A 24,343-nucleotide genomic window follows, 5' to 3' on the forward strand; every position below is an offset into this window, starting at 1 on the left:
CGGAGATGACCACCCGCCGCGCACGCCACAGGGGACCGGGCCGACACCCGGCCCCCGTCGGCGTGCCCGCGGCCGGGCGGCCGGGCATCGGCCCGGACTCCCCGCAGTACTACTGCGCACGGCTGGCCCGGGGCTGCCGCCCCCGCGGCTGCCGGGCGCCCGCGCGCCGCGTCCGCGGCCGCCGGGTGCGGTACCACATCGGCTGTGAGCCGGGTCAGATCAACGGGATGCGATGGCGTCGCGGCGTTCAGCCGTAACCTTCCGTCATCACCGGGCAGGGCACCCTCAAGGCGCCGCACCCGGAACTTCCGCACATCCCAGGAGTGCTCACATGTCCTCCGGCTTCTTCGTACCCGACCCCGAGGGCCAGGTGCCGAACGCGTCCGGCTACTTTGGCGCCTTCGGCGGCAAGTTCATCCCCGAGGCCCTCGTCGCCGCCGTCGACCAGGTCGCCGCCGAGTACGACAAGGCCAAGGCCGACCCGGCCTTCGCCGCCGAGCTCGACGACCTGATGGTCAACTACGCGGGCCGCCCCAGCCCGCTCACCGAGGTGCCGCGCTTCGCCGAACACGCGGGCGGCGCCCGGGTCTTCGTCAAGCGCGAGGACCTCAACCACACCGGCTCCCACAAGATCAACAACGTGCTGGGCCAGGCGCTGCTCACCAAGCGCATGGGCAAGACCCGTGTCATCGCCGAGACCGGCGCGGGCCAGCACGGCGTCGCCACCGCCACCGCCTGCGCCCTCTTCGGTCTCGAATGCACCATCTACATGGGCGAGGTCGACACCCAGCGGCAGGCGCTGAACGTCGCCCGGATGCGGATGCTCGGCGCCGAGGTCATCTCCGTGAAGTCCGGCAGCCGCACGCTGAAGGACGCCATCAACGAGGCCTTCCGCGACTGGGTCGCCAACGTCGACCGCACCCACTACCTCTTCGGCACGGTCGCCGGACCCCACCCCTTCCCGGCCCTGGTCCGCGACTTCCACCGCGTCATCGGCGTCGAGGCCCGCCGCCAGATCCTCGAGCGCACCGGCCGGCTCCCCGACGCCGCCGTCGCGTGCGTGGGCGGCGGCTCCAACGCCATCGGCCTCTTCCACGCCTTCCTGCCCGACGAGGGCGTCCGGCTGATCGGCTGCGAGCCCGGCGGCCACGGCGTGGAGACCGGCGAGCACGCGGCCACCCTCACCGAGGGCACCCCCGGCATCCTCCACGGCTCGCGCTCCTACGTCCTCCAGGACGAGGACGGCCAGATCACCGAGCCGTACTCGATCTCCGCCGGCCTCGACTACCCCGGCATCGGCCCCGAGCACTCCTACCTCAAGGACATCGGCCGCGCCGAGTACCGGGCCGTCACCGACGCCCAGGCCATGGAGGCGATGCGGCTGCTCTCCCGCACCGAGGGCATCATCCCGGCCATCGAGAGCGCCCACGCGCTCGCGGGCGCGCTGGAGATCGGCCGCGAGCTGGGCGAGGACGGCCTGATCCTGGTGAACCTCTCCGGGCGGGGCGACAAGGACATGGACACCGCGGCCCGCTACTTCGGGCTGTACGACACGGCGGACACCGCCGAGGGGGCCGAGTGATGGCGGGCAACATCGAACTCCTGAACTCGGTCCTGGCCGCGGCCAAGTCCGAGAACCGCGCCGCGCTGGTGGGTTACCTGCCGGCGGGCTTCCCCTCCGTGGAGGACGGCGTCCGGGCCGTCACGGCGATGCTCGACGGCGGCTGCGACATCGTCGAGGTCGGGCTGCCGCACAGCGACCCGGTCCTGGACGGGCCGGTCATCCAGACCGCCGACGACATCGCCCTGCGCGGCGGCATCAAGATCGTCGACGTGATCCGTACGGTCAAGGAGGCCCACGAGATCACCGGCGCGCCCGTGCTGGTGATGACCTACTGGAACCCGGTCGACGCCTACGGCGTGGAGCGCTTCGCCGCCGACCTGGCCGCCGCCGGGGGAGCGGGCTGCATCCTGCCGGACCTGCCGGTCGAGGAGTCCGAGACCTGGCGCAAGGCCGCCGAACAGCACGGCCTGGCCACGGTGTTCGTCGTCGCCCCGAGCAGCCGCGACGACCGCCTCGCCAAGATCACGGCGGCGGGCAGCGGCTTCGTCTACGCCGCCTCGCTGATGGGCGTCACGGGCACCCGGGAGTCGGTCGGCCGCGAGGCCCAGGACCTGGTGCGCCGCACCCGGGCCGTCACCGAACTGCCGGTCTGTGTGGGCCTCGGCGTCTCCAACGCCACGCAGGCCGAGGAGGTCGCCCAGTTCGCCGACGGCGTCATCGTCGGCTCGGCATTCGTCAAGCGCCTGCTGGACGCGCCGGACCTGGAGTCCGGCATCGCGGCGGTCCGCTCCCTGGCGGGCGAGCTGGCGGAGGGCGTCCGCAAGCGCGCGTAACTCTTTTGAAGGAAACGGCGACCGGGGGCGCGCTTGGGCGTGCCCCCGGTTCGTTGTAGGGGGATGTGAGCCAGAAGAACAACGACGGTAAGCGCAGCGCCCGCGAGCGGCTACAGGAACAGCGCCGGAAGGAAGAGTCCCGTGCCAAGCGCAAGCGGACCCTGATCGCGGTCGTAGTGGTGGCCGCCGTCCTGGGCGCCGGCGTGGGCATCGCGGCGCTGGTGGCGGGCTCCGGCGGCGGCAAGGACAACAAGCGCAAGACGGCCGGCCCCCTCCTCGCTCCCCAGGGCGCCATCGGCAAGGACAGCCTCGCCATCCCGGTCGGCAACCAGGCCGCCAAGGCGAACCTGGTCGTCTTCGAGGACTTCCGCTGCCCCGGCTGCGGCCAGTTCGAGAACGGCTTCCGCGACACCATCCACGAACTGGAGGGCAAGGGCGAGCTGAAGGCCGAGTACACCCTGGTCACCCTCATCGACAAGAACCTCGGCGGCTCCGGCTCCCTGTACGCCGCCAACGCGGCGGCCTGCGCCCAGGACGCCGGCAAGTTCCTCGCCTACCACGACGAGCTCTACAAGAGCCAGCCGCCGGAGACGGTCGACGCCTACGGCAAGAAGGCCAAACTGCTGGAGATCGCGAACAAGGTCCCGGGCCTCAACACCGCGTCCTTCCAGAAGTGCGTCGAGGACGGCCCCCACAACAGCTGGGTCCAGAAGTCCCAGGACACCTTCAGCAAGTCCGGCCACCGCGGCACCCCCACGGTCATCCTCAACGGCAAGAGCCTGTACGACGACCCGACGCACCCGCTGACGCCGCAGAAGCTGCGGGAGCTGGTGGCGGCGGCTCAGAAGGGGTAGGAGCGGTTTTGCGGGGGATTGGCCTCAACTGACCGGAGTCCAAGGTTCCGAATGTGTAATGGAACTGCAAATTCCGTCTCGCGCCGATCCGTTATGCCCGCTATGGGGTTGAGTGAAGATCGTCTAAGTAGTAGACATGGGCGATTTTTGTTCACTCCATAGGGAAAGTCGTGCGTTTTACGCGGTTTATATCTTTCGCCATGGCGATTGTCATGGCCCTGCTATGCGGGACCGAGCAGGTCGCGCTGGCAGTCGATCGTTGGAATCGAAGTTCACTCAGAGGCCCCGGCGCCCCCGGTCAGCGCTGGGGCTCGGCGGCGGGCCGTGGACACCGGACCACCGGTGGCGCCACGGAGGCCTCGGCCAGAGGCGGCCGGCCAGGGGCCCTCGAGGCACCGGGCCAGCTGCCGCCGGAGCACAAGCTCACCGAGCGGGAGCTCGGCGGCAAGCCCTCGCGGCCCGGCATGGGCCCGGCGGAGCACGTCACACCACCCGGCGCCCCTGCTCCCCAGGGCTTCTCGGAGAAGACAAGCAAGGAGCTGCCCGCCGAGCGGCAGGAGCGCCGCCGCACCTTCCTCAACGAGGACGGCACCTACACCACGCGCTTCTACAACGAGCCCGTCAACTTCAAGGACCGTGACGGCTCCTGGAAGCCGATCGACTCCACGCTGATCCGTCCCGATCGCAGCATTCGCGCCGCGACCCCGACGGGCCCGCTGTGGGAGACCCGCTCGACCCAGGTCGCCATCACCTTCGCGCCCACGGCGGACGCGAACCCGGTGATGAGCATGAAGCTGAGCGACGGACCGTCGCTGGGCTACGGCCTCTCGGGCAGCGCACCCGCACCGGGCAAGGCCGACGGCAGCGTCATCACCTACTCCGACGTACGGCAGGCCACCGACCTCCAGTACATCGCGAGCAGCGACTCCGTGAAGGAGACCCTCCTCCTCAAGAGCAAGGACGCGCCGACCGAATGGCGCTTCCCGCTCCTGACGGACGGTCTGACGGCCAAGCTCGACGACCAGGGCGGGGTGGTGTTCGTCGACAAGGACGACCGCACACGTGCCCGGATGCCGGAAGGCTGGATGGAGGACTCGCACCTGGCGGAGAACGCCAACCAGGGCGAGATCTCCTCGGGTGTGCGCTATCGCCTGGAGACCGAGAACGGCCGCCAGGTGCTGGTCGTCTCCCTCGACAAGGAGTGGCTGAGCGCGCCCGAGCGGGTGTTCCCGGTGAAGGTGGACCCGTCGGTCAGCGGCATCGACGCCACGTCCGGCACGTATGTGCAGACCCCGTACACCCAGGACTTCTCGAGCGACACCATTCTCAAGGCGGGCACCTACGACGGCGGTACGCACAAGGCCGCCTCGTTCCTGCGCTTCAACGGTGTCGAGAACTCGCTGAAGAACGCGTGGGTGCTGGACGCGAAGCTGGCGCTGTACAACACGTGGTCGTACTCCTGCGACGCGCGGCCGGTGACGGTGCACGCCATCACCTCGGACTGGTCGGAGTCGTCGACCAAGTCCTACCCGGGCCCGGACACCGGCCCCTCCCTGGTGTCGAAGAGCTTCGCGCACGGCTGGCGCCCGCCGAACACCGCCTCCTGGTCCTGTGACCCCGCATGGGAGTCCATAGGCCTCGGTTCCGACGGCCGCCAGGTCGTCGACGACTGGACCCACGGCCGCAAGAAGAACTACGGCCTCGCCGTGAAGGCCTCGGACTCGGACACCAAGGCGTGGAAGCAGTTCGGCTCCGACAACTACCCGAACGGCAAGCCGAGCCTGGACGTCACCTGGACCCGGTACGGAGCCACGTACAAGGTCGGTGACTTCACCAAACCAGTCACGGCCACCACCCAGGGGTCGATGAAGGTCACCGTCACCAACCAGGGTCAGGACACCTGGACCAAGGGCGGTCACATCCAGCTGCGCTACAACCTCTACGACGAGTCGGGCAAGGAATACAACGACACGTCGCACGTCGTCTGGACCCCGATGCCGCAGGATGTCGCCCCGGGTCAGAGCGTCACCCTCGACGCGAAGATCGCGGCGTTGCAGCCGGCCACCTACACCCTGGTCTGGACGATGGATGTCCTCGACGGGCCCCGGTTCACCAGTGAAGGAGTGCCGGGATCGGCGATCAAGTTCGCCGCCGTCAACCTCCCGCCGCAGCTGACGGCCGAATCCCCGGCCGGTGGCGCGACGCTCGACTCCCTGACCCCGACGCTCTGGGCGTCGGGCAAGGACGAGGACCACTCCCCGTCCGGCACCTTGCAGTACTCCTTCGAGGTCTGCGAGGTCGAGGGCAAGGACGCCCGGAAGAACTGCCGCAGCAGTGATCGTGGCACCGCCCAGCAGTGGGCCGTCCCCAGCGGCTGGCTGTCCTGGAGCAAGAACTACGCCTGGTACGCCTACGCCTACGACGGCAAGGACACCTCGAACCGTCCCGGTCCCGCCTACTTCACCACCCAGGTCCCGCAGCCCGCTGTGACGGCCCACCTCGGTGGCGACGGCGGCCGGGAGTTCGGCAGCCGCTCGGGCAACTACGCCACAGCCGCGACGGACGCGTCCGTTCCCACGGTCGGCCCGGAGCTGGCGGTCGTCCGCTCCTACAACTCGCAGGATCCCCGGACGGACAATGTCTTCGGCAGTGGCTGGTCCACCCGCTGGGACATGCGCGCGGTCGCCGAGACCACCGGCAACGTCGTCGTGACGACCGCCGGTGGCAGTCGCGTCCGGTTCGGCCGGAACACCGACGGCACCTACGCCGCACCGTCCGGCAGCGCGATCACCCTCACCTCCGTCGGTGGCGGCGGCTGGGTGCTGCGCGACAAGTCGGCCAGCACGTACTCCTTCGACCCCTCCGGACGGCTGACGAAGATCACCGACGGGGCGGGCCGGGAACAGCGGCTGACCTACACCGACGGCAAGCTGACCGAGGCCCGCGACACGCTTTCGGGGCGCTCGCTCGCCTTCACCTGGAACGGCGGCAAGGTCGCCACCACGACCGCCAAGGGCACGGGGCCCGGCGCCGACGGCCTGACCTGGACGTACACCTACACCGGTGACCGTCTCGGCAAGGTCTGCCCGCCGGGAACGACCGACAAGTGCACGGCGTACGAGTACGGCGACGGATCGCTCTACCGCAGCATGGTGCTCGACCAGAACCCCCTCTCGTACTGGCGACTGGGCGAGGCCCAGGGCGCGATCGCCGCCAGCGACGCCCCCTCCCGCACCGGCCTGAACCAGGCCCTCTACCGGGACGTGAAGCTGGGCTCCGCCGGAGCCGTGGCGGGCACCAGTGACACGGCGGCAGCCTTCGACGGCACCAACTCCTACGTGGAACTGCCCGAGGACACCATCCGGACCTCGACCTCCCTGACGACCGAGCTGTGGTTCAAGACCACCAAGCCCGGCGTCCTGGTCGGCTTCCAGGACGGCCGGCTTGCCGACGGCCAGCCCAACGACTGGACCCCGACGCTGGCGGTCGACAAGGACGGCAAGCTCGTCGGCCAGTACTGGACGGGCCGGGTCCAGCCCATCGTCAGCACGGGCACCGTCACCGACGACACCTGGCACCACGCCGCGCTCACGGCCGCGGGTACGACGCAGTCGCTGTACCTCGACGGTTCGCTGGTCGGTACCCTGACCGGCCCGATCGATCACCGGAAGCAGTCGTTCACCTACCTGGGTGCCGGATACTCCAGCACCGGCTGGGACGGCCTGCCCTACGCTGTGCGCCGTTTCACCGGTCTCATGGACGAGGTGGCCGTCTACCAGCAGCCCCTCGACGCGACCACCATCGCCGAGCACTACCGTGCCCGGGCCGCGTCGGGCCGGTTGACCAAGGTCACACTGCCCTCGGGACGCGTCCACGCTCAGGTGTCGTACGACTCCGGCACCGGCCGGGTCACCGGGACGACGGACGAGAAGGGCGGCACCTGGAAGGTATCCGCACCGGTCTACTCCGCGGGCTCTGCCGCGTACGCCGACACGGTCCGTACGTCCGGGCCCGTCGAGTACTGGCGCCTCGGTGACCGGAGCGGCTCCACGGCGGCCAACGAGATCACCGGCGGCGCCGACGGCGCCTACCGCGACGGCGTGACGCTCGGCGCGGTCGGTGCCTTCTCCGATGGCGACGACGGTTCGGCGACGCTCGACGGGTCCGCAGGGGCCGTCGAGGTGCCCACGGACCCGCTGAAGGGCGCGAGCGCGCTCTCCTTCGAGCTGTGGTTCCGCACCGGGAAGCAGGGCGTCCTGCTCGGCCTGCAGAACGCCGAGCTGGGCAAGACGCCGACCGACTGGAACCCGAGCCTGCTGGTCGATCAGGACGGCAAGCTGCGCGGCCAGGTGTGGCACGGCGGCTCCTGGCAGCCGATCGTCTCCGGCAAGAAGGTCACCGACAGCGAGTGGCATCACGCGGTGCTCACCGGCGGCACCACCGGGCAGACCCTCTACCTCGACGGTGCCAAGGCGGGTTCCCTCGCGGGCGCCGCGAAGCCGGAGACGCTGGACCACGCCTACCTCGGCGCGGGCTACTCCAGTGAGGGCTGGGACGGTCAGAGCGCCGGCACTCGTTACCTCACCGGTCAGCTCGACGAGGTGGCCTTCTACACGAAGGAACTGACGGAAGGGACGGTCGCCGAGCACTACCGCTCCCGCACCGGCCTGGTCTCCGGCGACGGCGCCCACTACCGGGGCGTGGTCACGGCCGACGCGCCCTCGGGCTACTGGCGTCTCGACGAGTCCACCGGCGACAAGGCCCACAGCAAGGCCGCCGTGTACGCCGGTGACGGCACGTACACCAAGGCCAAGCTCGGCACCACGGGCGCCTTCGGTCCCGGTGACAACGGCGCGGTGACCCTGGCCGGCGACGGCTCGGTCGAGCTGCCGTTCGGAATCATGGGCAACACCCCGGCCATGACGGCCGAGATGTGGTTCCGCACGGGCAAGCCGAGCGGTGTGCTGCTGGGGATGCAGAACGCGGATCTGGGCAAGACACCCACCGACTGGAACCCGAGCCTGCTCATCGACGCCGACGGCAAGCTGCGCGGCCAGCTGTGGCACAGCGGCTCCGGAAAGCCGATCGTCTCGGGCACGGCGGTCACCGACAATCAGTGGCACCACGTCGTCATCACCGGCGGCAGCACCAGCCAGTCCCTCTACCTGGACGGGACGAAGGTCGGCGGCCTCAACGAGCCGTCCAAGCCCGAGACCATGGCCCACACCTACCTGGGCGGTGGCTACTCGAGCGAGAGCTGGGACGGACAGAAGCCCGGCACCCGCTACTTCAGCGGTGACCTCGACGAGGCGGCCTTCTACCCGAAGGAGCTCACCGAGGACCAGGTGGCCGAGCACTACGGTGCCATGCGCTCCTCCGGCATGTCCTCGCTGACATCCACGATCAGCGTCACCGACCCGGCCGGCCGGACCAGCAGCGTCGCCTACGACGCCCTGCGCGGCCAGCGCCCGGTGACCGCGACGGATACCGAAGGGGGCCGTACCACCTACGCGTACGACACCGGCGGCTTCCTCCACACGGTGACCGACCCCAACGGCCACTTCGCCGTCACAGGGCACGACGCCCGCGGCAACACGGTCTCCAGGACCACGTGCCGTGACGCCAACTCCTGCTGGACGTCCTTCACCGACTACTACCTGAACACCGCCGACCCGCTCGACCCGCGCAACGACAAGCCCACGGCCACCCGCGACGCCCGCTCCACGAGCGCTCGCGACGACCGTTACCGCACGTCGATGACGTACACGGCGCTCGGCCTCCCGGACACGACCGTGCTCGCGGACGGCCGGAAGTCGGTCACGACGTACACCACCGGGCAGGAAGCCGCCGTCGGCGGCGGTACCGTCCCGGCCGGCCTGGTCCGGACGACCGCCGCTCCGGGCGGTGCCGTCACGGAGTACGGCTATACGGCACAGGGCGACCTCGCCCAGGCCACGGCCCCGTCCGGCCTGGTAACGCGCTACGCCTACGACGGCATCGGCCGGAAGCTGACCGAGACCCAGGTCTCCGACAGCAGGCCGGACGGTGTGACCACGGCCTTCGCCTACGACGCCATGTCGCGGATCGTCTCCGAGACCGGCGCCGCGGTGAAGAACGAGATCACGGGCGTCACCCACACCGCGAGGACCACGCGCGCCTTCGACCCCGACGGCAAGCTGCTGACCGAGATCACGGAGGACACCACGGGCGGCGACGCCCAGCGCACCACCGTCCACCACTACGACGAGCACGGCCTCGAGGACAAGACGACCGACGCCGAGGGCAACGACACGGTCGTCGCCTATGACGCGTTCGGCCGCACCGCCCGTACGACCGACGCCCTCGGGACGACGTACGAGTACCGCTACACGCCGGGCGGCCGTCTCGCGGAAACCGTTCTGAAGGGCTGGAGGGGCGATCCCTCCGGTGAGGCCAAGGACCTGGTGGTCGCCTCCAACGCGTACGACCCGGCGGGCCGCCTGGCCTCGTCGACCGACGCGATGGGCGCCACCACGGCCTACGCCTACTTCGACGACGGCAAGCTCGCGTCGAAGACCGCGAAGAGCGTCACCCAGGCCGACGGTGGCAAGCACGACATCGTGCTGGAGGCCGACGTCTACGACGGCGCGGGCAACCTGATCCAGCGGACCGGAGCCGGTGGCACCGCCACCGTCGCCAACGAGGTGGACGCCACGGGCCGCGTCACGCGCAGCGTGCTCGACCCGAACGGCCTCAACCGCTGGACGACCTACGCCTACGACGACGCCGACCGGCCCGTCGAGCAGAAGACCGCGCTGAGCACCCAGCGCTTCACCTACGACAAGGCGGGCAACAAGCTCACCCAGAGCGTCGTCGACGGCGACCGCACGCGTACGGCGACGTTCGCCTACGACCAGCGCGGCCTGACCGTCGCGGCGACGACCCCGCGCGGCAACGAGACCGGCGCCGACGCGCCGGCCTTCACCACCACCAACCGCTACGACGCCCTCGGCCACCTCGTGGAGCAGACCGCCCCGCAGATCCAGGCCGAGCAGCAGGGCCAGCAGCCCCAGGCCGTCAAGCCCAGCACCCTCAGGGGGTACAACACCTTCGGCGAGGCCACCGAGGCCCGCGCCGCGAACGGGTCGGTGACCCGTACCGCGGTCGACAAGCTCGGCCGGGCCACCGCCGTCACCCTGCCCGATTACACTCCGCCGGGCGGGGAGAAGATCACCGCCGTCTCCCGGGTCGCTTACGACGCCCTGGGCCACCGGACGGCAACCACCGATCCGCTGGGCCGGACGATCAGCTACGCCTACGACCAGCTGGGCCACCTGATCCGCCAGTCGCTCCCGGCGACGAGCCTGCTCAACGCCAACCTCAACACCGGCCTCGGCGGCGACGGCAACCCGTTGCAGCCGGCGTCGACGGACGATCAGGCGAATCGATTCACCTGGACGCCCACGGGACTGCGCCTCTCCACCACCGGACCCACCGGCGCGCGGACCGAGGCCACGTACGACGAGCTGGGCCGGCAACTGACGGCCACGGCCGTCGAGCGCTACCCGGCCGCGCAGAACCTCACCACGCGCTACGCCTGGGACGACGCGGGTCGCCAGACCTCGTCCACCAGCCCGGCGGGTCTGATCACGTCGGCCGCGTACGACGTGGCGGGCGAGGTCCTGAGCGCCACCGAGCCCGGTGGCGGCACGTCGAAGTTCGCGTACGACGCCCTGGGCCGGCAGGTCCAGACCGTCGACGCGACGGGCCGGAAGAGCGTCACGCGCTACGACGGCTTCGGCGGTGTGGCGGGCACGACCGACTACGGCACCGGTGACACCGCCCTGCGGTCGACCGCCGTGGAGTACGACGCCGACGGCAACCGAATCTCCGCCACCTCGGCTTCGGGGGCGAAGACCACCTTCGCGTACGACGCCGTGGGCCGGATGACGCAGCAGGTCGAACCCGTGGCCGACGGCAAGTCGATCACTACGGGCTTCGGGTACGACGTGATGGGCAAGCGCACGCGCCTGACGGACGGCCGTGGCAACACCACGACCTATACGTTCACGCCGTGGGGCCTGCCCGAGTCCACGATCGAGCCGACGACGGCGGCACAGCCGAAGGCCGCCGACCGCACGTGGACCAAGGTCTACGACGCGGCCGGCCAGAACGTGGCCGAGCTGATGCCCGGTGGTGTCGAGCGGCACAGCACCTACGACGTCCACGGTCAGCTGACCAAGGAGACGGGCACGGGCGCCGAGGCCACCACCACCGACCGGACCCTGGAGTACGACCTGGTGGGCCATCTCACCAAGGCCGGCTCGGGCGACGTCCTCAACCCGAACACCTACACCTACAACGACCGTGGCGAGCTGCTGACCTCGAACGGTCCGGGAGGCAAGTCCACCTACACCTACGACGACGACGGCAACATGACGTCCCGGACCGACAAGTCCGGCACCACCACCTACGGCTATGACGCCGCGGGCCGTCTGAACCGCACCGAGGACGCCCTCACCGGCGGTCAGACCGTCACCGCCTATGACGCGGCCGGCCGTGTGCTGCAGGAGCAGTACGCGTCCAAGCCCGCCGGCGCGACGGACTGGCGGACCGGCGGGCGACGTGGCTACGTCTACGACCAGCTCGGCCGCCTGACCGAGTCCAAGGTCACCGGCGCGGACGGCACGACCGAGGTCATGTCCACCGCGTACGACTACGACCTGGACAACCGCCTCACCACGAAGACCACCAGCGGCGTCGCGGGCGCCGGAAAGGAAACGTACGCATACGACAAGGCCGGACGCCTGACGTCCTGGACGGGCGACGGCAAGACCACGTCGTACGCGTGGGACGACGCCGGCAACCGCGTCAAGGCCGGTGACACCACCGCGACCTTCGACGAGGCCAACCGTCAGCTGACGGACGGCACCACGCGCTACGGCTACACGCCGCGCGGCACCCTCGCCTCGGTCGACACGGGCAGCGGCAAGCCGCGCGCCCTGACGTACGACGCCTTCGAGCGGCGCATCGCCGACGGGGACACGACGTACGGCTACGACTCGCTCGACCGCGTCGGCCGGAGCGGCAACGCCGCGTTCACGTACGACGGCGGTTCCAACAACCTGGTGTCGGACGGCACCAGCACATACAGCCGGACCCCCGGCGGCACGCTGCTCGGCAGCACGGACGGCACGACCGCGCAGCGGTCGGTGACGGACCGGCACACGGACGTCGTCGCTGGCCTGTCGGCCGACGGGACGAAGCTCGTGGGCTCGGCGTCGTACGACCCGTTCGGGTCGGTACGGGCCAAGTCCGGCGCCCGCTCGTCGCTCGGCTACCAGTCCGGCTGGACCGACCCGTCGACCGGCGACGTCAACATGGCCTCCCGCTGGTACCAGCCGGGCACGGGCCGCTTCGCGTCCCGCGACACCTGGCAGCTCGACGCCTCGCCGTCGGCGCAGGCGAACCGGTACGGATACGGAAACGCGTCGCCGCTGAACGGGACGGACCCGTCGGGGCATTGCATCGAGGACCTGTGCATCGGCGAGGGTGTCCTCTTCGGCGCGGCCTGGGGGCTCGGCGCGGCTTGCGCCGCCTACTGCCAGGGCTTGTCGGACAGCCTGGGTGGCGTTGGGGACTGGGCCCGCGACAGGTGGAACGACTGGACCAGTGACGACACGGACTCCGGAGGATACGAGGGCGCGGCTGATATCAGCGGGACCCTTGAGGCCGAGAACGACCTCCTGGCCGCCCGCCTGCTCGAGCAGGCCGAGGCCTTTGAAGCCCAGGCGGAGGACGAGGCCGCCGGCGACGACGGAGGCGACGGCGGAGGCGACGGCGGAGGCGATGGTGGAAGCGACGGTGGAGGCGACGGTGGCGATGGCCCCGAAGGCGGCTACGACGAGCCGGTCTACCGCCCGTCGTACCGCGGCGGCCGCGGCGGCCGAGCGGGAACCCGCACCCGCCCGGCCCGCCCTCCGCGCCCGCGCATCGAGCAGAACCCCAACCGCGGCCGCTTCCCGAAGCCCGCACCCAACCGCCCGCCGCTGAAGCCGGGCCTCGACCCGAACGGTGGCTGGAAGTTCGGCGACGTGGTCAACACGGTCATCACCGCCGCGCGAATCCTCGACCTGTTCAACAGCGACTCGTACGATCCGAATCGAGAGCCGGGAGCGGCCCCTCAGCCAGCACCAGGCGTGGACCCCTCTCACGGGGGTCGAGGGAGTGGTGCCCAGGCCGACGACGATGTGGACTGCACCAAGCTCCTCGAGATGAACACGGAATCGAAGGGGATGTCAGGGCCTGTATGTTTCCGTGCCCCCAAGGGGGCCACTGCTGCTCAAATTGCAGAGTTGAAGGATCACATAGCCGCTATCAACGCAATTCCTGGTTACTGGTCTCCAAAGGGGCGCGTGTCGCCCAGCAATGAAATGGTCGGTAACGAGACTCTCAGTTCGGTGGCAGGTAAGTACCTGAGGGCCCACAAGAAGGAACTGGAGGGCACTCCCTACGAGTACAACGGTAATGTGGCCGGTCATCTTCCGGACACGACCTGGTCCGGGAAGGAGAGGCCGTACTGTTGGCATCAGCAGGACGGAAGGGTGAACTCTACGGTCGGTTCGTATGCCAATAAGTACCCGGTAGGTTACAAGCCGACTGGCTTCTACTATGCCGGTGTGCGAGAAGATCCCAGTACTTATACGACGGAGTATGAATCCGGATCCGTGTCCGTGGGGTCCTACGGGCTCTGTCAGATCAGCAGGAATCCATGATGGATCGGCCGTCCTCGACCCTTGAATATTGGAGGTGGAGAGTTTGCGAGAAATGATTGCGCGGCTTATGGAGAAGCGGGCGCAGGAGGTTGCGGAGGATCCGACTATCTATAGCCCCATGAAGCTTCGCCCGCCAGCCACTCAGGAGCAGCTGGTGGAGCTGGAGGGTTTGGTGGGGCAGGCGCTCGAGCCGAGATATCGAGAATTTCTCTCGATCAGTGATGGCCTGGAGAATTTCCACTTCGAGATGCCCGTCCTGGGGTGCCAGGACTGGCCTGATAGTTCAGCGCTGGCCCGTGCTCAATCATTCTTTGAGCTGATTCTCGACATGGGTACGCCGGAAGACGAAGGCCTTCCTTCTACTGCAAGGCTGGTTCCTGTCTCTGTCGATGAAGACGAGACCACCGGAATCTTTATGATCGATGCTCAGGGTGTAATAGCGGAGCGCTTTTGGTGGGTGGGAGACGGATCAAGTCTACTTTTCCCTGATTTCGCCGACGTGATCTCTTACGTGGTCGATCCCGCCAGCTACCTCTCGCGATAGCTCCTTCGATCCCGCGAGTTTGCATGATTCGACTCGACGTAACTGTTTGACGGCAGCCCGTCCTGGTTCACCAGGGCGGGCTGTCGTGCGTGAATGCCACCACTCGCGGGCGCCTCGCGCGCCTCTGAGGTACGTGTGTGCTCCGGTCCTTTTGAATGGAGGGGCTGCCGCCGACCCGGTTGGCGATCTTGTGAGTGGCGTGGTCGCCGGTGTCGCGGAGTAAGTGCTCAATCTGCCGTCCGGACTGGGCGCAGCCCGCTCGGCTGACCTTACGGAGCGACCGTGGGCGGCCGGTTACCGGGAGGAGTACCCGCCGCCCACGCCGCCCGTTTCGCGCGCCTCTACAGTTCTCCATCTGACCTGATGGACCGTAAGAGCAAGAGAGCGTGCGGTGTCGGCCGAACCACAATCCGAGCAATCCGAGAAGGATGCCCCGCCCCAGCTGCCCCCGGGCTGGCGCACCGGCCCCGCGTGGCGGGAGATGGACGGGCGGGCCGCCCGTAGGCGCCGGGTGCTCGGCGGGGTCGCGGGAGTCCTGGCCGTCGGTGCTGTGGGGGTGCTCGTGCTCAATCCCGGCGGCGTCGTCGACCGGTTCCGTCAGGACAAGGCGTCGCATGCCCACCCCGCGCCCCTCGGCCCCGAGACCGGGAAGCCCAGCGGGGCCCCGGAGTCGCCCGAGGGTTCGGCGACCCTCGACAGGCCGTTCGCCGGTTCGCCGGCCGAGCAGTACGCCGACGGCGCGGCCGGCATCGTCCCGCCCGAGGCCGCGCCCGTGGGGGAGTCGTCGAAGGAGCAGGTCGCCTCGGCCCTGAAGCTGACCAAGGACTTCCTCGTCGCCGCCGACCTCGATCCCGCGACCCTGCGCGGTGAGCGACCGGCCGCCGCGCTGGACCTGCTGGAGCCGGGGCAGGAGAAACTGATCGCCAAAGTGAACGCGGGGCTCGCCAAGCCCGGCGAGGAGAACGACCCGCTCCTCCTCTTCAGCCGCTTCGACCCCAACGAGGTCCGCATGGTCGGCGGCACCGTCAAGACGCGGGGCCGGATGACCTTCGCCGAGCGGAAGGGCGGCGTCGTGGCCGTCCACGCCGACTACACCTTCGTCTATCCGCTGACGAAGAAGGACAAGGGATCCCGGCAGGTCGCGCGCGCCATCGTGCGCCGGGTCCTGGACGCCGAGGTCTTCGACCCGGCCCGCTTCCATGTGGTGCCCGGCAAACTGTTCGTCCGCCATCACGCGGCGGACATCGGCAATACCACCTGCGAGGCCTCGGACGGATTCATCCACCCGATGTTCCCCAGGCTCAGGCGGCGGCACGGGAAGCATGACGAGACGGACCGGTCCGGCCCCACCGTCGACCCTTACGACCGCAGTCGCGACCTGGGGAAGGGCGACTCGGCCCATCACAGCGAGTGCGGAACGATCACCCGGACGTGAGCCGCCGGCGGCGAAACCACCCCGGTGTTACGCAGACGTAGCTCCGGGCGGGGTGCCACCTGGCCGCTCCGGCAAGGTAGCGTCGGGGGTGCCATGAATCTCGCATACATCCCCAGCCCCTCGACCGGTGTCGTCCACCTCGGACCGATCCCGCTGCGCGGCTATGCCTTCTGCATCATCATCGGCGTCTTCGTCGCCGTCTGGCTCGGCAACAAGCGCTGGATCGCACGTGGCGGCCGGTCCGGGACGATCGCCGACATCGCCGTGTGGGCGGTGCCCTTCGGGCTCGTCGGCGGGCGGCTGTATCACGTGATCACGGACTACGAGCTGTACTTCGGCTCGGGCCGGAACTGGGTCGACGCCTTCAAGATCTGGGAGGGCGGCCTCGGTATCTGGGGCGCCATCGCCCTGGGTGCCGTCGGCGCCTGGATCGGCTGCCGCCGGCGCGGGATCCCGCTGCCGGCGTACGCCGACGCCATCGCGCCCGGCATCGCCGTGGCGCAGGCCATCGGCCGCTGGGGCAACTGGTTCAACCAGGAGCTCTACGGCCGGCCCACCGATCTGCCCTGGGCGCTGAAGATCGACCCGGACCCGGCCATCGGGCGGGTCGGCGGCACGTACCACCCGACGTTCCTGTACGAGTCGCTGTGGTGCCTCGGTGTCGCGGCGCTGGTGATCTGGGCGGACCGGAGGTACAAGCTGGGCCACGGGCGGGCCTTCGCGGTCTACGTCGCCGCGTACACCGTCGGCCGGTTCTGGACCGAGTACCTGCGGGTCGACACGGCCCACCACTTCCTGGGCCTGCGGCTCAACGGCTGGACCGCCATCCTGGTCTTCCTCGCCGCCGTCGCGTACTTCGTGATCTCCTCGAAGAGGGTTCCCGGGCGGGAGCTCGTCGTGGAGCCCGGCGCGGCCGAGGACATCGCAGAGGGTGCCTCCGAGGACGGGTCCAAGGAGGGCGAGGCCAAGGTCGGTCTCACCAAGCCCGCCGCCGAGGCGAAGCCCGCGCCCGGCGCCGAGGCGCCCGGCGCCGAGAAGCGCTGACGCCCACTCGCGTCACCCCAGCCCCCTGCGGCCTCAGCCGCAGGGGGCTTTTTGGTAAACCCGCAGGTCAGCGAGGTAAGTTCGGCCTTCCTTGCTAGCGGATCATGGCACTTCGCGCATACCTTCGACTCGTACGCGTTTTGCGAGAGGGAACGTGGGCGATCCGTCCGCGTACCTGGGGAAGGGAGCATCTGGAGACATGGCTGTCCTCGATACGGCCGCGGCAACGCACATAGCCCACCGCGACAATCACACCCACCGTGATGTGAACGGCGGCTGGCTGCGGCCCGCCGTGTTCGGGGCCATGGACGGACTGGTCTCCAACGTGGCCCTGATGACGGGCGTGGCCGGTGGCAGCGCCTCGTCCGACGCCATCGTGATCGCCGGTCTGGCCGGGCTCGCGGCCGGCGCGTTCTCGATGGCCGCCGGTGAGTACACCTCCGTGGCCTCGCAGCGCGAGCTGGTCCTCGCCGAGCTGGACGTGGAGCGGCGTGAGCTGCGCAAGCACCCGGCGGACGAGCTGGAGGAGCTGGCCGCGCTCTACGAGTCGCGCGGGGTCGAGCCCGCGCTGGCCCGTGAGGTCGCGCGGCAGCTGTCGAAGGACCCGGAGCAGGCGCTGGAGATCCACGCCCGCGAGGAGCTGGGCATCGACCCGTCCGACCTGCCCTCGCCCACCGTCGCCGCCGCCTCGTCGTTCGGCTCGTTCGCGCTGGGCGCCCTGCTGCCGCTGCTGCCGTACCTGCTCGGGGCCACCGAGCTCTGGCCCGCCGTGCTGCTCGCGCTGGTGGGACTGTTCGCCTGCGGCGCGGTCGTGGCCCGGGTGACGGCGCGGACGTGGTGGTTCAGCGGGCTGCGGCAGCTGCTGCTCGGCGGTGCCGCGGCGGGTGTGACGTATCTCCTCGGTATTGCCTTCGGGAGCGCAGTGGGGTAATTCTTATGCGCGCTGCCGTATAACGTGCGTGTTTCTCCACGGTTTCATTTCCCTGGTGGCAGGGCACAATCCGGTAGCGCTGCGGGCAATGCCGCCCGTGCCGCACTGTTTCTCAGGCGCGGCCGGGCCTGGTGATCCCAGGAAGCCCGGAGCGCCCCCCGAACACCACTTGGTGTCCACATGATGGACTCCCCCTTCCGCTCCTTGAGAAGCGAACCATCATGTAAGCCTGCACCACCTTCTTTCGGCGAGGGCCAACGTCGTCCCTCGGCACATGCATCACGACATGACTGCCAAGACGACGACGGGAGCGCCGATGCGCCACGCATCCCACCCCGCCCAGCAGGGGATGTACGACCCGCGGAACGAGCACGACGCCTGTGGCGTGGGCTTTGTCGCGACTCTCACCGGCGAGGCGAGCCATGAGCTCGTCGAACAGGCGCTCACCGTCCTGCGCAATATGGAGCACCGCGGCGCCACCGGATCCGACCCCGACACCGGTGACGGCGCCGGCATCCTGATGCAGGTCCCCGACGCCTTCCTCCGGGAGAGCGTCGAGGGATTCGAGCTCCCCGCCGCCGGCTCGTACGCCGTCGGCATCGCCTTCCTCCCCGCCGACGACGAGGAGGCGGCCACCGCCGTCTCGCGGATCGAGACGATCGCCGCCGAGGAGGGCCTGACCGTCCTCGGCTGGCGCACCGTCCCCGTCACCCCCGAACTGCTCGGCGCCGACGCCCGCGCCACGATGCCCGCCTTCCGGCAGCTCTTCGTTTCGGATCAGCACAGCGTCACGGACGGGGGCAGCGAAGGACTCGTCCTCGACCGCAAAGCCTTCGTCCTCCGCAAACGCGCCGAGCGCGAGGCGGACGTCTACTTCCCCTCCCTCTCCGCCCGCACCCTCGTCTACAAGGGCATGCTCACCACCGGGCAGCTGGAGCCGTTCTTCCCGGACCTCTCCGACCGCCGCTGCGCCACCGCCATCGCGCTGGTCCACTCGCGGTTCTCCACCAACACCTTCCCTAGCTGGCCGCTCGCCCACCCCTACCGCTTCGTCGCCCACAACGGAGAGATCAACACCGTCAAGGGCAACCGCAACTGGATGCGGGCGCGCGAATCCCAGCTGGCCAGCGAACTGTTCGGGGACGCGCCGCTGGAGCGGACCTTCCCCGTCTGCGCCCCCGACGCCTCCGACTCCGCCTCCTTCGACGAGGTCCTGGAGCTGCTCCACCTCGGCGGCCGGTCGCTCCCGCACAGCGTGCTGATGATGATCCCCGAGGCCTGGGAGAACCACGCCTCCATGGACCCCGCCCGGCGGGCCTTCTACCAGTACCACTCCACCCTGATGGAGCCCTGGGACGGCCCGGCCTGCGTCACCTTCACCGACGGCACCGTCGTCGGCGCCGTCCTCGACCGCAACGGCCTGCGCCCCGGGCGCTACTGGGTCACCGACGACGGCCTCGTCGTGCTCTCCTCCGAGGTCGGCGTCCTCGACATCGACCCCGCCAAGGTCGTCCGCAAGGGCCGGCTCCAGCCCGGCAAGATGTTCCTCGTCGACACCGAGGGCCACCGCATCATCGAGGACGACGAGATCAAGGCCGCCCTCGCCGCCGAACAGCCCTACCAGGAGTGGCTGGAGGCCGGTCTCATCGACCTCGCCGACCTCCCCGAGCGCGAGCACATCGTGCACACCCACGCCTCCGTCACCCGCCGCCAGCAGACCTTCGGCTACACCGAGGAGGAGCTGCGCGTCATCCTCGCCCCGATGGCCAAGGCCGGGGCGGAACCCATCGGTTCGATGGGCACGGACTCGCCGATCGCGGCGCTGTCCGAGCGGCCGCGGCTGCTCTTCGACTACTTCACCCAGCTCTTCGCGCAGGTCACCAACCCCCCGCTGGACGCCATCCGCGAGGAGCTCGTCACCTCGCTGATCTCCTCCCTCGGACCGCAGCGCAATCTGCTGGACCCCACCGCCGCGTCCTGCCGCAGCGTCACCCTGCCGTTCCCCGTCATCGACAACGACGAGCTCGCCAAGCTCATCCACATCAACGCCGACGGCGACCTGCCCGGCCTCAAGGCCGCGACGCTCTCCGGCCTCTACCGCGTCGCCGGGGGCGGCGAGGCGCTCGCCGCCCGCCTTACGGCCATGTGCGCGGAGGCCGACGCCGCCATCGAGAACGGCGCCCGGCTCATCGTGCTCTCCGACCGGCACTCCGACGCCGAGCACGCCCCCATACCGTCCCTGCTGCTCACCTCGGCCATCCACCACCACCTCATCCGCACCAAGCAGCGCACCCAGGTCGGGCTGCTGATCGAGGCCGGGGACGTCCGCGAGGTCCACCACGTCGCGCTGCTCATCGGTTACGGCGCGGCGGCCGTGAACCCGTACCTGGCGATGGAGTCCGTCGAGGACCTCGTCCGCGCCGGCACGTTCCTGCCGGACACCGCCCCCGAGGACGCCATCCGCAACCTCATCAAGGCACTCGGCAAGGGCGTCCTGAAGGTGATGTCCAAGATGGGCATCTCCACCGTCGCCTCCTACCGCGGCGCCCAGGTCTTCGAGGCCGTCGGCCTCGACGAGTCCTTCGTCGACACCTACTTCCACGGCACCGCCACCAAGATCGGCGGCGCCGGGCTGGACGTCGTCGCCCGCGAGGTCGCCGCCCGCCACGCCAAGGCCTACCCCGCCACCGGCATCCCCGCCAGCCACCGCCGCCTGGAGATCGGCGGCGAGTACCAGTGGCGCCGCGAGGGCGAGCCGCACCTCTTCGACCCGGAGACCGTCTTCCGGCTCCAGCACTCCACCCGCGCCCGCCGCTACGACGTCTTCAAGCAGTACACCCGGCGTGTGGACGAGCAGTCCGAGCGGCTGATGACCCTGCGCGGACTGTTCGCCTTCAAGGGCGACCGCGACTCCATCCCCCTCGACGAGGTCGAGCCCGTCAGCGAGATCGTCAAGCGCTTCTCCACCGGCGCGATGTCCTACGGCTCCATCTCCCAGGAAGCCCACGAGACCCTCGCCATCGCCATGAACCGGCTGGGCGCCAAGTCCAACACCGGTGAGGGCGGCGAGGACCCCGAGCGCCTCTACGACCCCGCGCGCCGCTCCAGCATCAAGCAGGTGGCCTCCGGCCGCTTCGGTGTGACCAGCGAATACCTCGTCAACTCCGACGACATCCAGATCAAGATGGCCCAGGGCGCCAAGCCCGGCGAGGGCGGCCAGCTGCCCGGCCACAAGGTCTACCCCTGGGTCGCGAAGACCCGGCACTCCACCCCCGGCGTCGGCCTGATCTCACCGCCCCCGCACCACGACATCTACTCCATCGAGGACCTCGCCCAGCTCATCCACGACCTCAAGAACGCCAACCCCGCCGCCCGCGTCCATGTGAAGCTGGTGTCCGAGGTCGGCGTCGGCACGGTCGCCGCGGGCGTCTCCAAGGCCCACGCCGACGTCGTCCTGATCTCCGGCCACGACGGCGGCACCGGCGCCTCCCCGCTCACCTCCCTCAAGCACGCGGGCGGCCCCTGGGAGCTGGGCCTCGCCGAGACCCAGCAGACCCTCCTCCTCAACGGCCTGCGCGACCGCATCGTCGTCCAGACCGACGGCCAGCTCAAGACCGGCCGCGACGTCGTGATCGCCGCCCTCCTCGGCGCCGAGGAGTTCGGCTTCGCGACCGCGCCCCTCGTCGTCTCCGGCTGCGTCATGATGCGCGTCTGCCACCTCGACACCTGCCCGGTCGGCATCGCCACCCAGAACCCCGTCCTGCGCGAACGGTTCAACGGCAAGGCCGAATTCGTCGTCAACTTCTTCGAATTCATCGCCGAGGAGGTCCGTGAGCTCCTCGCCGAGCTGGGCTTCCGCACCCTCCAGGAGGCCGTCGGCCAGGCCGAGCTCCTCGACGTCACCCGCGCCGTCGGCCACTGGAAGGCCCAGGGCCTGGACCTGGAACCGCTGCTCCACGTCCCCGACCTGCCCGCCGGCGCCGTGCGCCACCGCACCACCGCCCAGGACCACGGCCTGGCCAAGGCGCTCGACAACCAGCTGATCAAGCTCGCCGCCGACGCCCTCAACACCGTCGGCGACGAGCCCCCCCACCCCGTCCGCGCCCAGGTGCCCATCCGCAACGTCAACCGGACCGTCGGCACCATGCTCGGCCACGAGGTCACCAAGAAGTACGGCGGCGCGGGCCTGCCCGACGACACCGTCGACATCACCTTCACCGGCTCCGCCGGCCAGTCCTTCGGCGCCTTCCTGCCGCGCGGCGTCACCCTGCGCCTGGAGGGCGACGCCAACGACTACGTCGGCAAGGGCCTCTCCGGCGGCCGGATCGTCGTCCGCCCCGACCGGGGCGCCGACCACCTCGCCGAGTACTCCACCATCGCCGGCAACACCCTCGCCTACGGCGCCACCGGCGGCGAGATGTTCCTGCGCGGCAGCGTCGGCGAACGCTTCTGCGTCCGCAACTCCGGCGCCACCGTCGTCTCCGAGGGCGTCGGCGACCACGGCTGCGAGTACATGACCGGCGGCCGGGCCGTCGTCCTCGGCCCCACCGGCCGCAACTTCGCGGCAGGCATGTCCGGCGGCGTCGCCTACGTCGTCGACCTCGACCCCCGCAACGTCAACAACGAACTGGCCGGAGCCGTCGAACCCCTCGACGACGCCGACCGCCGGTGGCTGCACGACGTGGTGCGCCGCCACCACGAGGAGACCGCCTCCACCGTCGCGGCCGGCCTCCTCGCCGACTGGGACACGGCAGCGACCCGCTTCCGCAAGGTCCTGCCCACCACCTACAAGGCAGTGCTCGCCGCCAAGGACGCCGCCGAGCGAGCCGGTCTGACCGAGACCGAGACCCACCGGAAGATGATGGAGGCGGCGACCCATGGCTGACCCGAAGGGCTTTCTCACCACCGACCGCGTCCACGCCCGCACCCGCCCCACCGAGGAGCGGGTCCGCGACTGGAACGAGGTCTACGTCCCCGGCTCGCTCCTGCCGGTCATCAGCAAGCAGGCCGGCCGCTGCATGGACTGCGGCATCCCGTTCTGCCACAACGGCTGCCCGCTGGGGAACCTCATCCCCGAGTGGAACGACTACGCCTACCGCGACGACTGGCAGGCCGCGTCCGAGCGCCTCCACGCGACCAACAACTTCCCCGAGTTCACCGGCCGCCTCTGCCCCGCCCCCTGCGAGTCCGCCTGTGTGCTGGGCATCAACCAGGCGCCCGTCACCATCAAGAACGTCGAAGTCACCATCATCGACAAGGCCTGGGAGTCCGGCGACGTCACCCCCCAGCCGCCCGAGCGGCTCTCCGGCAAGACCGTCGCCGTCATCGGCTCCGGCCCGGCCGGCCTCGCCGCCGCCCAGCAGCTCACCCGCGCCGGCCACACCGTCGCCGTCTACGAGCGCGCCGACCGCGTCGGCGGCCTGCTGCGCTACGGCATCCCCGAGTTCAAGATGGAGAAGCGGCACATCAACCGGCGCATCGAGCAGATGCGCGCGGAGGGCACCAAGTTCCGCACCGAGGTGGAGATCGGCCGCGACATCGACGCGGCCAAGCTGCGCCGGCGCTACGACGCCGTCGTCATCGCCGCCGGCGCCACCACCTCCCGCGACCTGCCCGTCCCCGGCCGCGACCTCAAGGGCGTCCACTACGCCATGGAGTACCTGCCCATGGCCAACAAGGTGCAGGAGGGCGACCTGACGGTCTCCCCGATCACCGCCGAGGGCAAGCACGTCGTCGTCATCGGCGGCGGCGACACCGGAGCCGACTGCGTCGGCACCGCCCACCGGCAGGGCGCGGCCTCCGTCACCCAGCTGGAGATCATGCCCCGGCCGGGGGAGGAGCGCGCCCCCCACCAGCCCTGGCCGACCTTCCCCATGCTCTACAAGGTCACCTCGGCGCACGAGGAGGGCGGCGAGCGGGTCTACTCCGTCTCCACCACGCGCTTCGAGGGCGACGAGGACGGCAACGTCCAGTGGCTCCACCTGGTCGAGGTCGAGTTCATCGAGGGCAAGCTGACGCAGAAGCCGGGCACCGAGCGTCGCATCCCGGCCCAGCTGGTCACCCTCGCGATGGGTTTCACGGGAACGGACCGGCAGAACGGTCTCGTCGAACAGTTCGGCCTGGAACTGGACGACCGCGGGAACATCGCACGCGACGCGGACTACGCCACCAACGTGGCGGGCGTCTTCGTCGCCGGTGACGCGGGCCGCGGCCAGTCCCTGATCGTCTGGGCCATCGCGGAGGGCCGCTCCGCCGCACGCGGTGTCGACCGCTTCCTGACGGGTTCCAGCACGCTGCCCGCGCCGGTCCTCCCGACCGACCGCGCGCTGACGGCGTAGCGGAACCGCACACCGGGCGGGCTGACGACGGCGTCAGCCCGTCCGG

11 protein-coding genes are annotated in these 24,343 nt (G+C 70.0%); all 11 read left to right on the forward strand.

All coding sequences use genetic code 11. The annotated features are described in order from the left end of the window. Positions 1-5 precede the first annotated feature (5 nt). The 11 genes from trpM to RM609_RS22075 all read left to right on the forward strand — a co-directional run bounded on the left by trpM (position 6) and on the right by RM609_RS22075 (position 24,297). Positions 6-257 carry a tryptophan biosynthesis modulator TrpM gene (gene trpM / locus RM609_RS22025; RefSeq protein ID WP_311613226.1) on the forward strand — a complete coding sequence of 84 codons (252 nt, stop codon included), beginning with the start codon at positions 6-8 and terminating at the stop codon, positions 255-257. A gap of 74 nt (positions 258-331) precedes the next feature. After that, positions 332-1,582 (forward strand): tryptophan synthase subunit beta, encoded by a 1,251-nt coding sequence (gene trpB, locus RM609_RS22030; protein WP_311613227.1) that lies wholly within the window; start codon positions 332-334, stop codon positions 1,580-1,582. Next, complete coding sequence (gene trpA / locus RM609_RS22035) at positions 1,582-2,397, forward strand: tryptophan synthase subunit alpha (protein WP_311613228.1); 816 nt, start codon at positions 1,582-1,584, stop codon at positions 2,395-2,397. Before trpB ends, trpA begins: the two co-directional genes overlap by 1 nt. Before the next feature lie 65 nt (positions 2,398-2,462). Continuing rightward, complete coding sequence (locus RM609_RS22040) at positions 2,463-3,251, forward strand: DsbA family protein (protein WP_311613229.1); 789 nt, start codon at positions 2,463-2,465, stop codon at positions 3,249-3,251. Positions 3,252-3,451: 200 nt separating this feature from the next. Beyond that, positions 3,452-14,005, forward strand: coding sequence for a LamG-like jellyroll fold domain-containing protein (locus RM609_RS22045; RefSeq protein ID WP_311613230.1), 10,554 nt, complete (start codon positions 3,452-3,454; stop codon positions 14,003-14,005). A gap of 28 nt (positions 14,006-14,033) precedes the next feature. Continuing rightward, entirely contained in the window at positions 14,034-14,549 is a 516-nt protein-coding gene (locus RM609_RS22050; RefSeq protein ID WP_311613231.1) for an SMI1/KNR4 family protein, read from the forward strand. A gap of 391 nt (positions 14,550-14,940) precedes the next feature. After that, entirely contained in the window at positions 14,941-15,984 is a 1,044-nt protein-coding gene (locus tag RM609_RS22055) for a hypothetical protein (RefSeq protein WP_311613232.1), read from the forward strand. A 93-nt stretch (positions 15,985-16,077) separates the two neighbouring features. Next, the gene (gene lgt / locus RM609_RS22060; protein WP_311613233.1) at positions 16,078-17,028 is read left to right on the forward strand and encodes a prolipoprotein diacylglyceryl transferase; all 951 of its coding nucleotides are present in this window, start codon (positions 16,078-16,080) and stop codon (positions 17,026-17,028) included. Between the two features lie 199 nt (positions 17,029-17,227). Continuing rightward, positions 17,228-17,959 carry a VIT1/CCC1 transporter family protein gene (locus RM609_RS22065; RefSeq protein ID WP_311613234.1) on the forward strand — a complete coding sequence of 244 codons (732 nt, stop codon included), beginning with the start codon at positions 17,228-17,230 and terminating at the stop codon, positions 17,957-17,959. 316 nt (positions 17,960-18,275) lie between these two features. Then, positions 18,276-22,844 carry a glutamate synthase large subunit gene (gltB, locus tag RM609_RS22070; protein WP_311613326.1) on the forward strand — a complete coding sequence of 1,523 codons (4,569 nt, stop codon included), beginning with the start codon at positions 18,276-18,278 and terminating at the stop codon, positions 22,842-22,844. Beyond that, complete coding sequence (locus tag RM609_RS22075; protein ID WP_311613235.1) at positions 22,837-24,297, forward strand: glutamate synthase subunit beta; 1,461 nt, start codon at positions 22,837-22,839, stop codon at positions 24,295-24,297. The genes gltB and RM609_RS22075 overlap by 8 nt, the downstream gene beginning before the upstream one ends. Positions 24,298-24,343 lie beyond the last annotated feature (46 nt).

It is taken from the genome of Streptomyces hesseae (assembly GCF_031845785.1).
Lineage (GTDB): Bacteria > Actinomycetota > Actinomycetes > Streptomycetales > Streptomycetaceae > Streptomyces > Streptomyces hesseae.

Bases quoted from the DNA above. Each gene is read 5' to 3' on its own strand.
- trpM (WP_311613226.1), top strand. From the start codon at position 6: ATGACCACCCGCCGCGCACGCCACAGGGGACCGGGCCGACACCCGGCC.
- trpB (WP_311613227.1), top strand. From the start codon at position 332: ATGTCCTCCGGCTTCTTCGTACCCGACCCCGAGGGCCAGGTGCCGAAC.
- trpA (WP_311613228.1), top strand. From the start codon at position 1,582: ATGGCGGGCAACATCGAACTCCTGAACTCGGTCCTGGCCGCGGCCAAG.
- RM609_RS22045 (WP_311613230.1), top strand. From the start codon at position 3,452: ATGGCGATTGTCATGGCCCTGCTATGCGGGACCGAGCAGGTCGCGCTG.
- lgt (WP_311613233.1), top strand. From the start codon at position 16,078: ATGAATCTCGCATACATCCCCAGCCCCTCGACCGGTGTCGTCCACCTC.
- RM609_RS22065 (WP_311613234.1), top strand. From the start codon at position 17,228: ATGGCTGTCCTCGATACGGCCGCGGCAACGCACATAGCCCACCGCGAC.
- gltB (WP_311613326.1), top strand. From the start codon at position 18,276: ATGCGCCACGCATCCCACCCCGCCCAGCAGGGGATGTACGACCCGCGG.
- RM609_RS22075 (WP_311613235.1), top strand. From the start codon at position 22,837: ATGGCTGACCCGAAGGGCTTTCTCACCACCGACCGCGTCCACGCCCGC.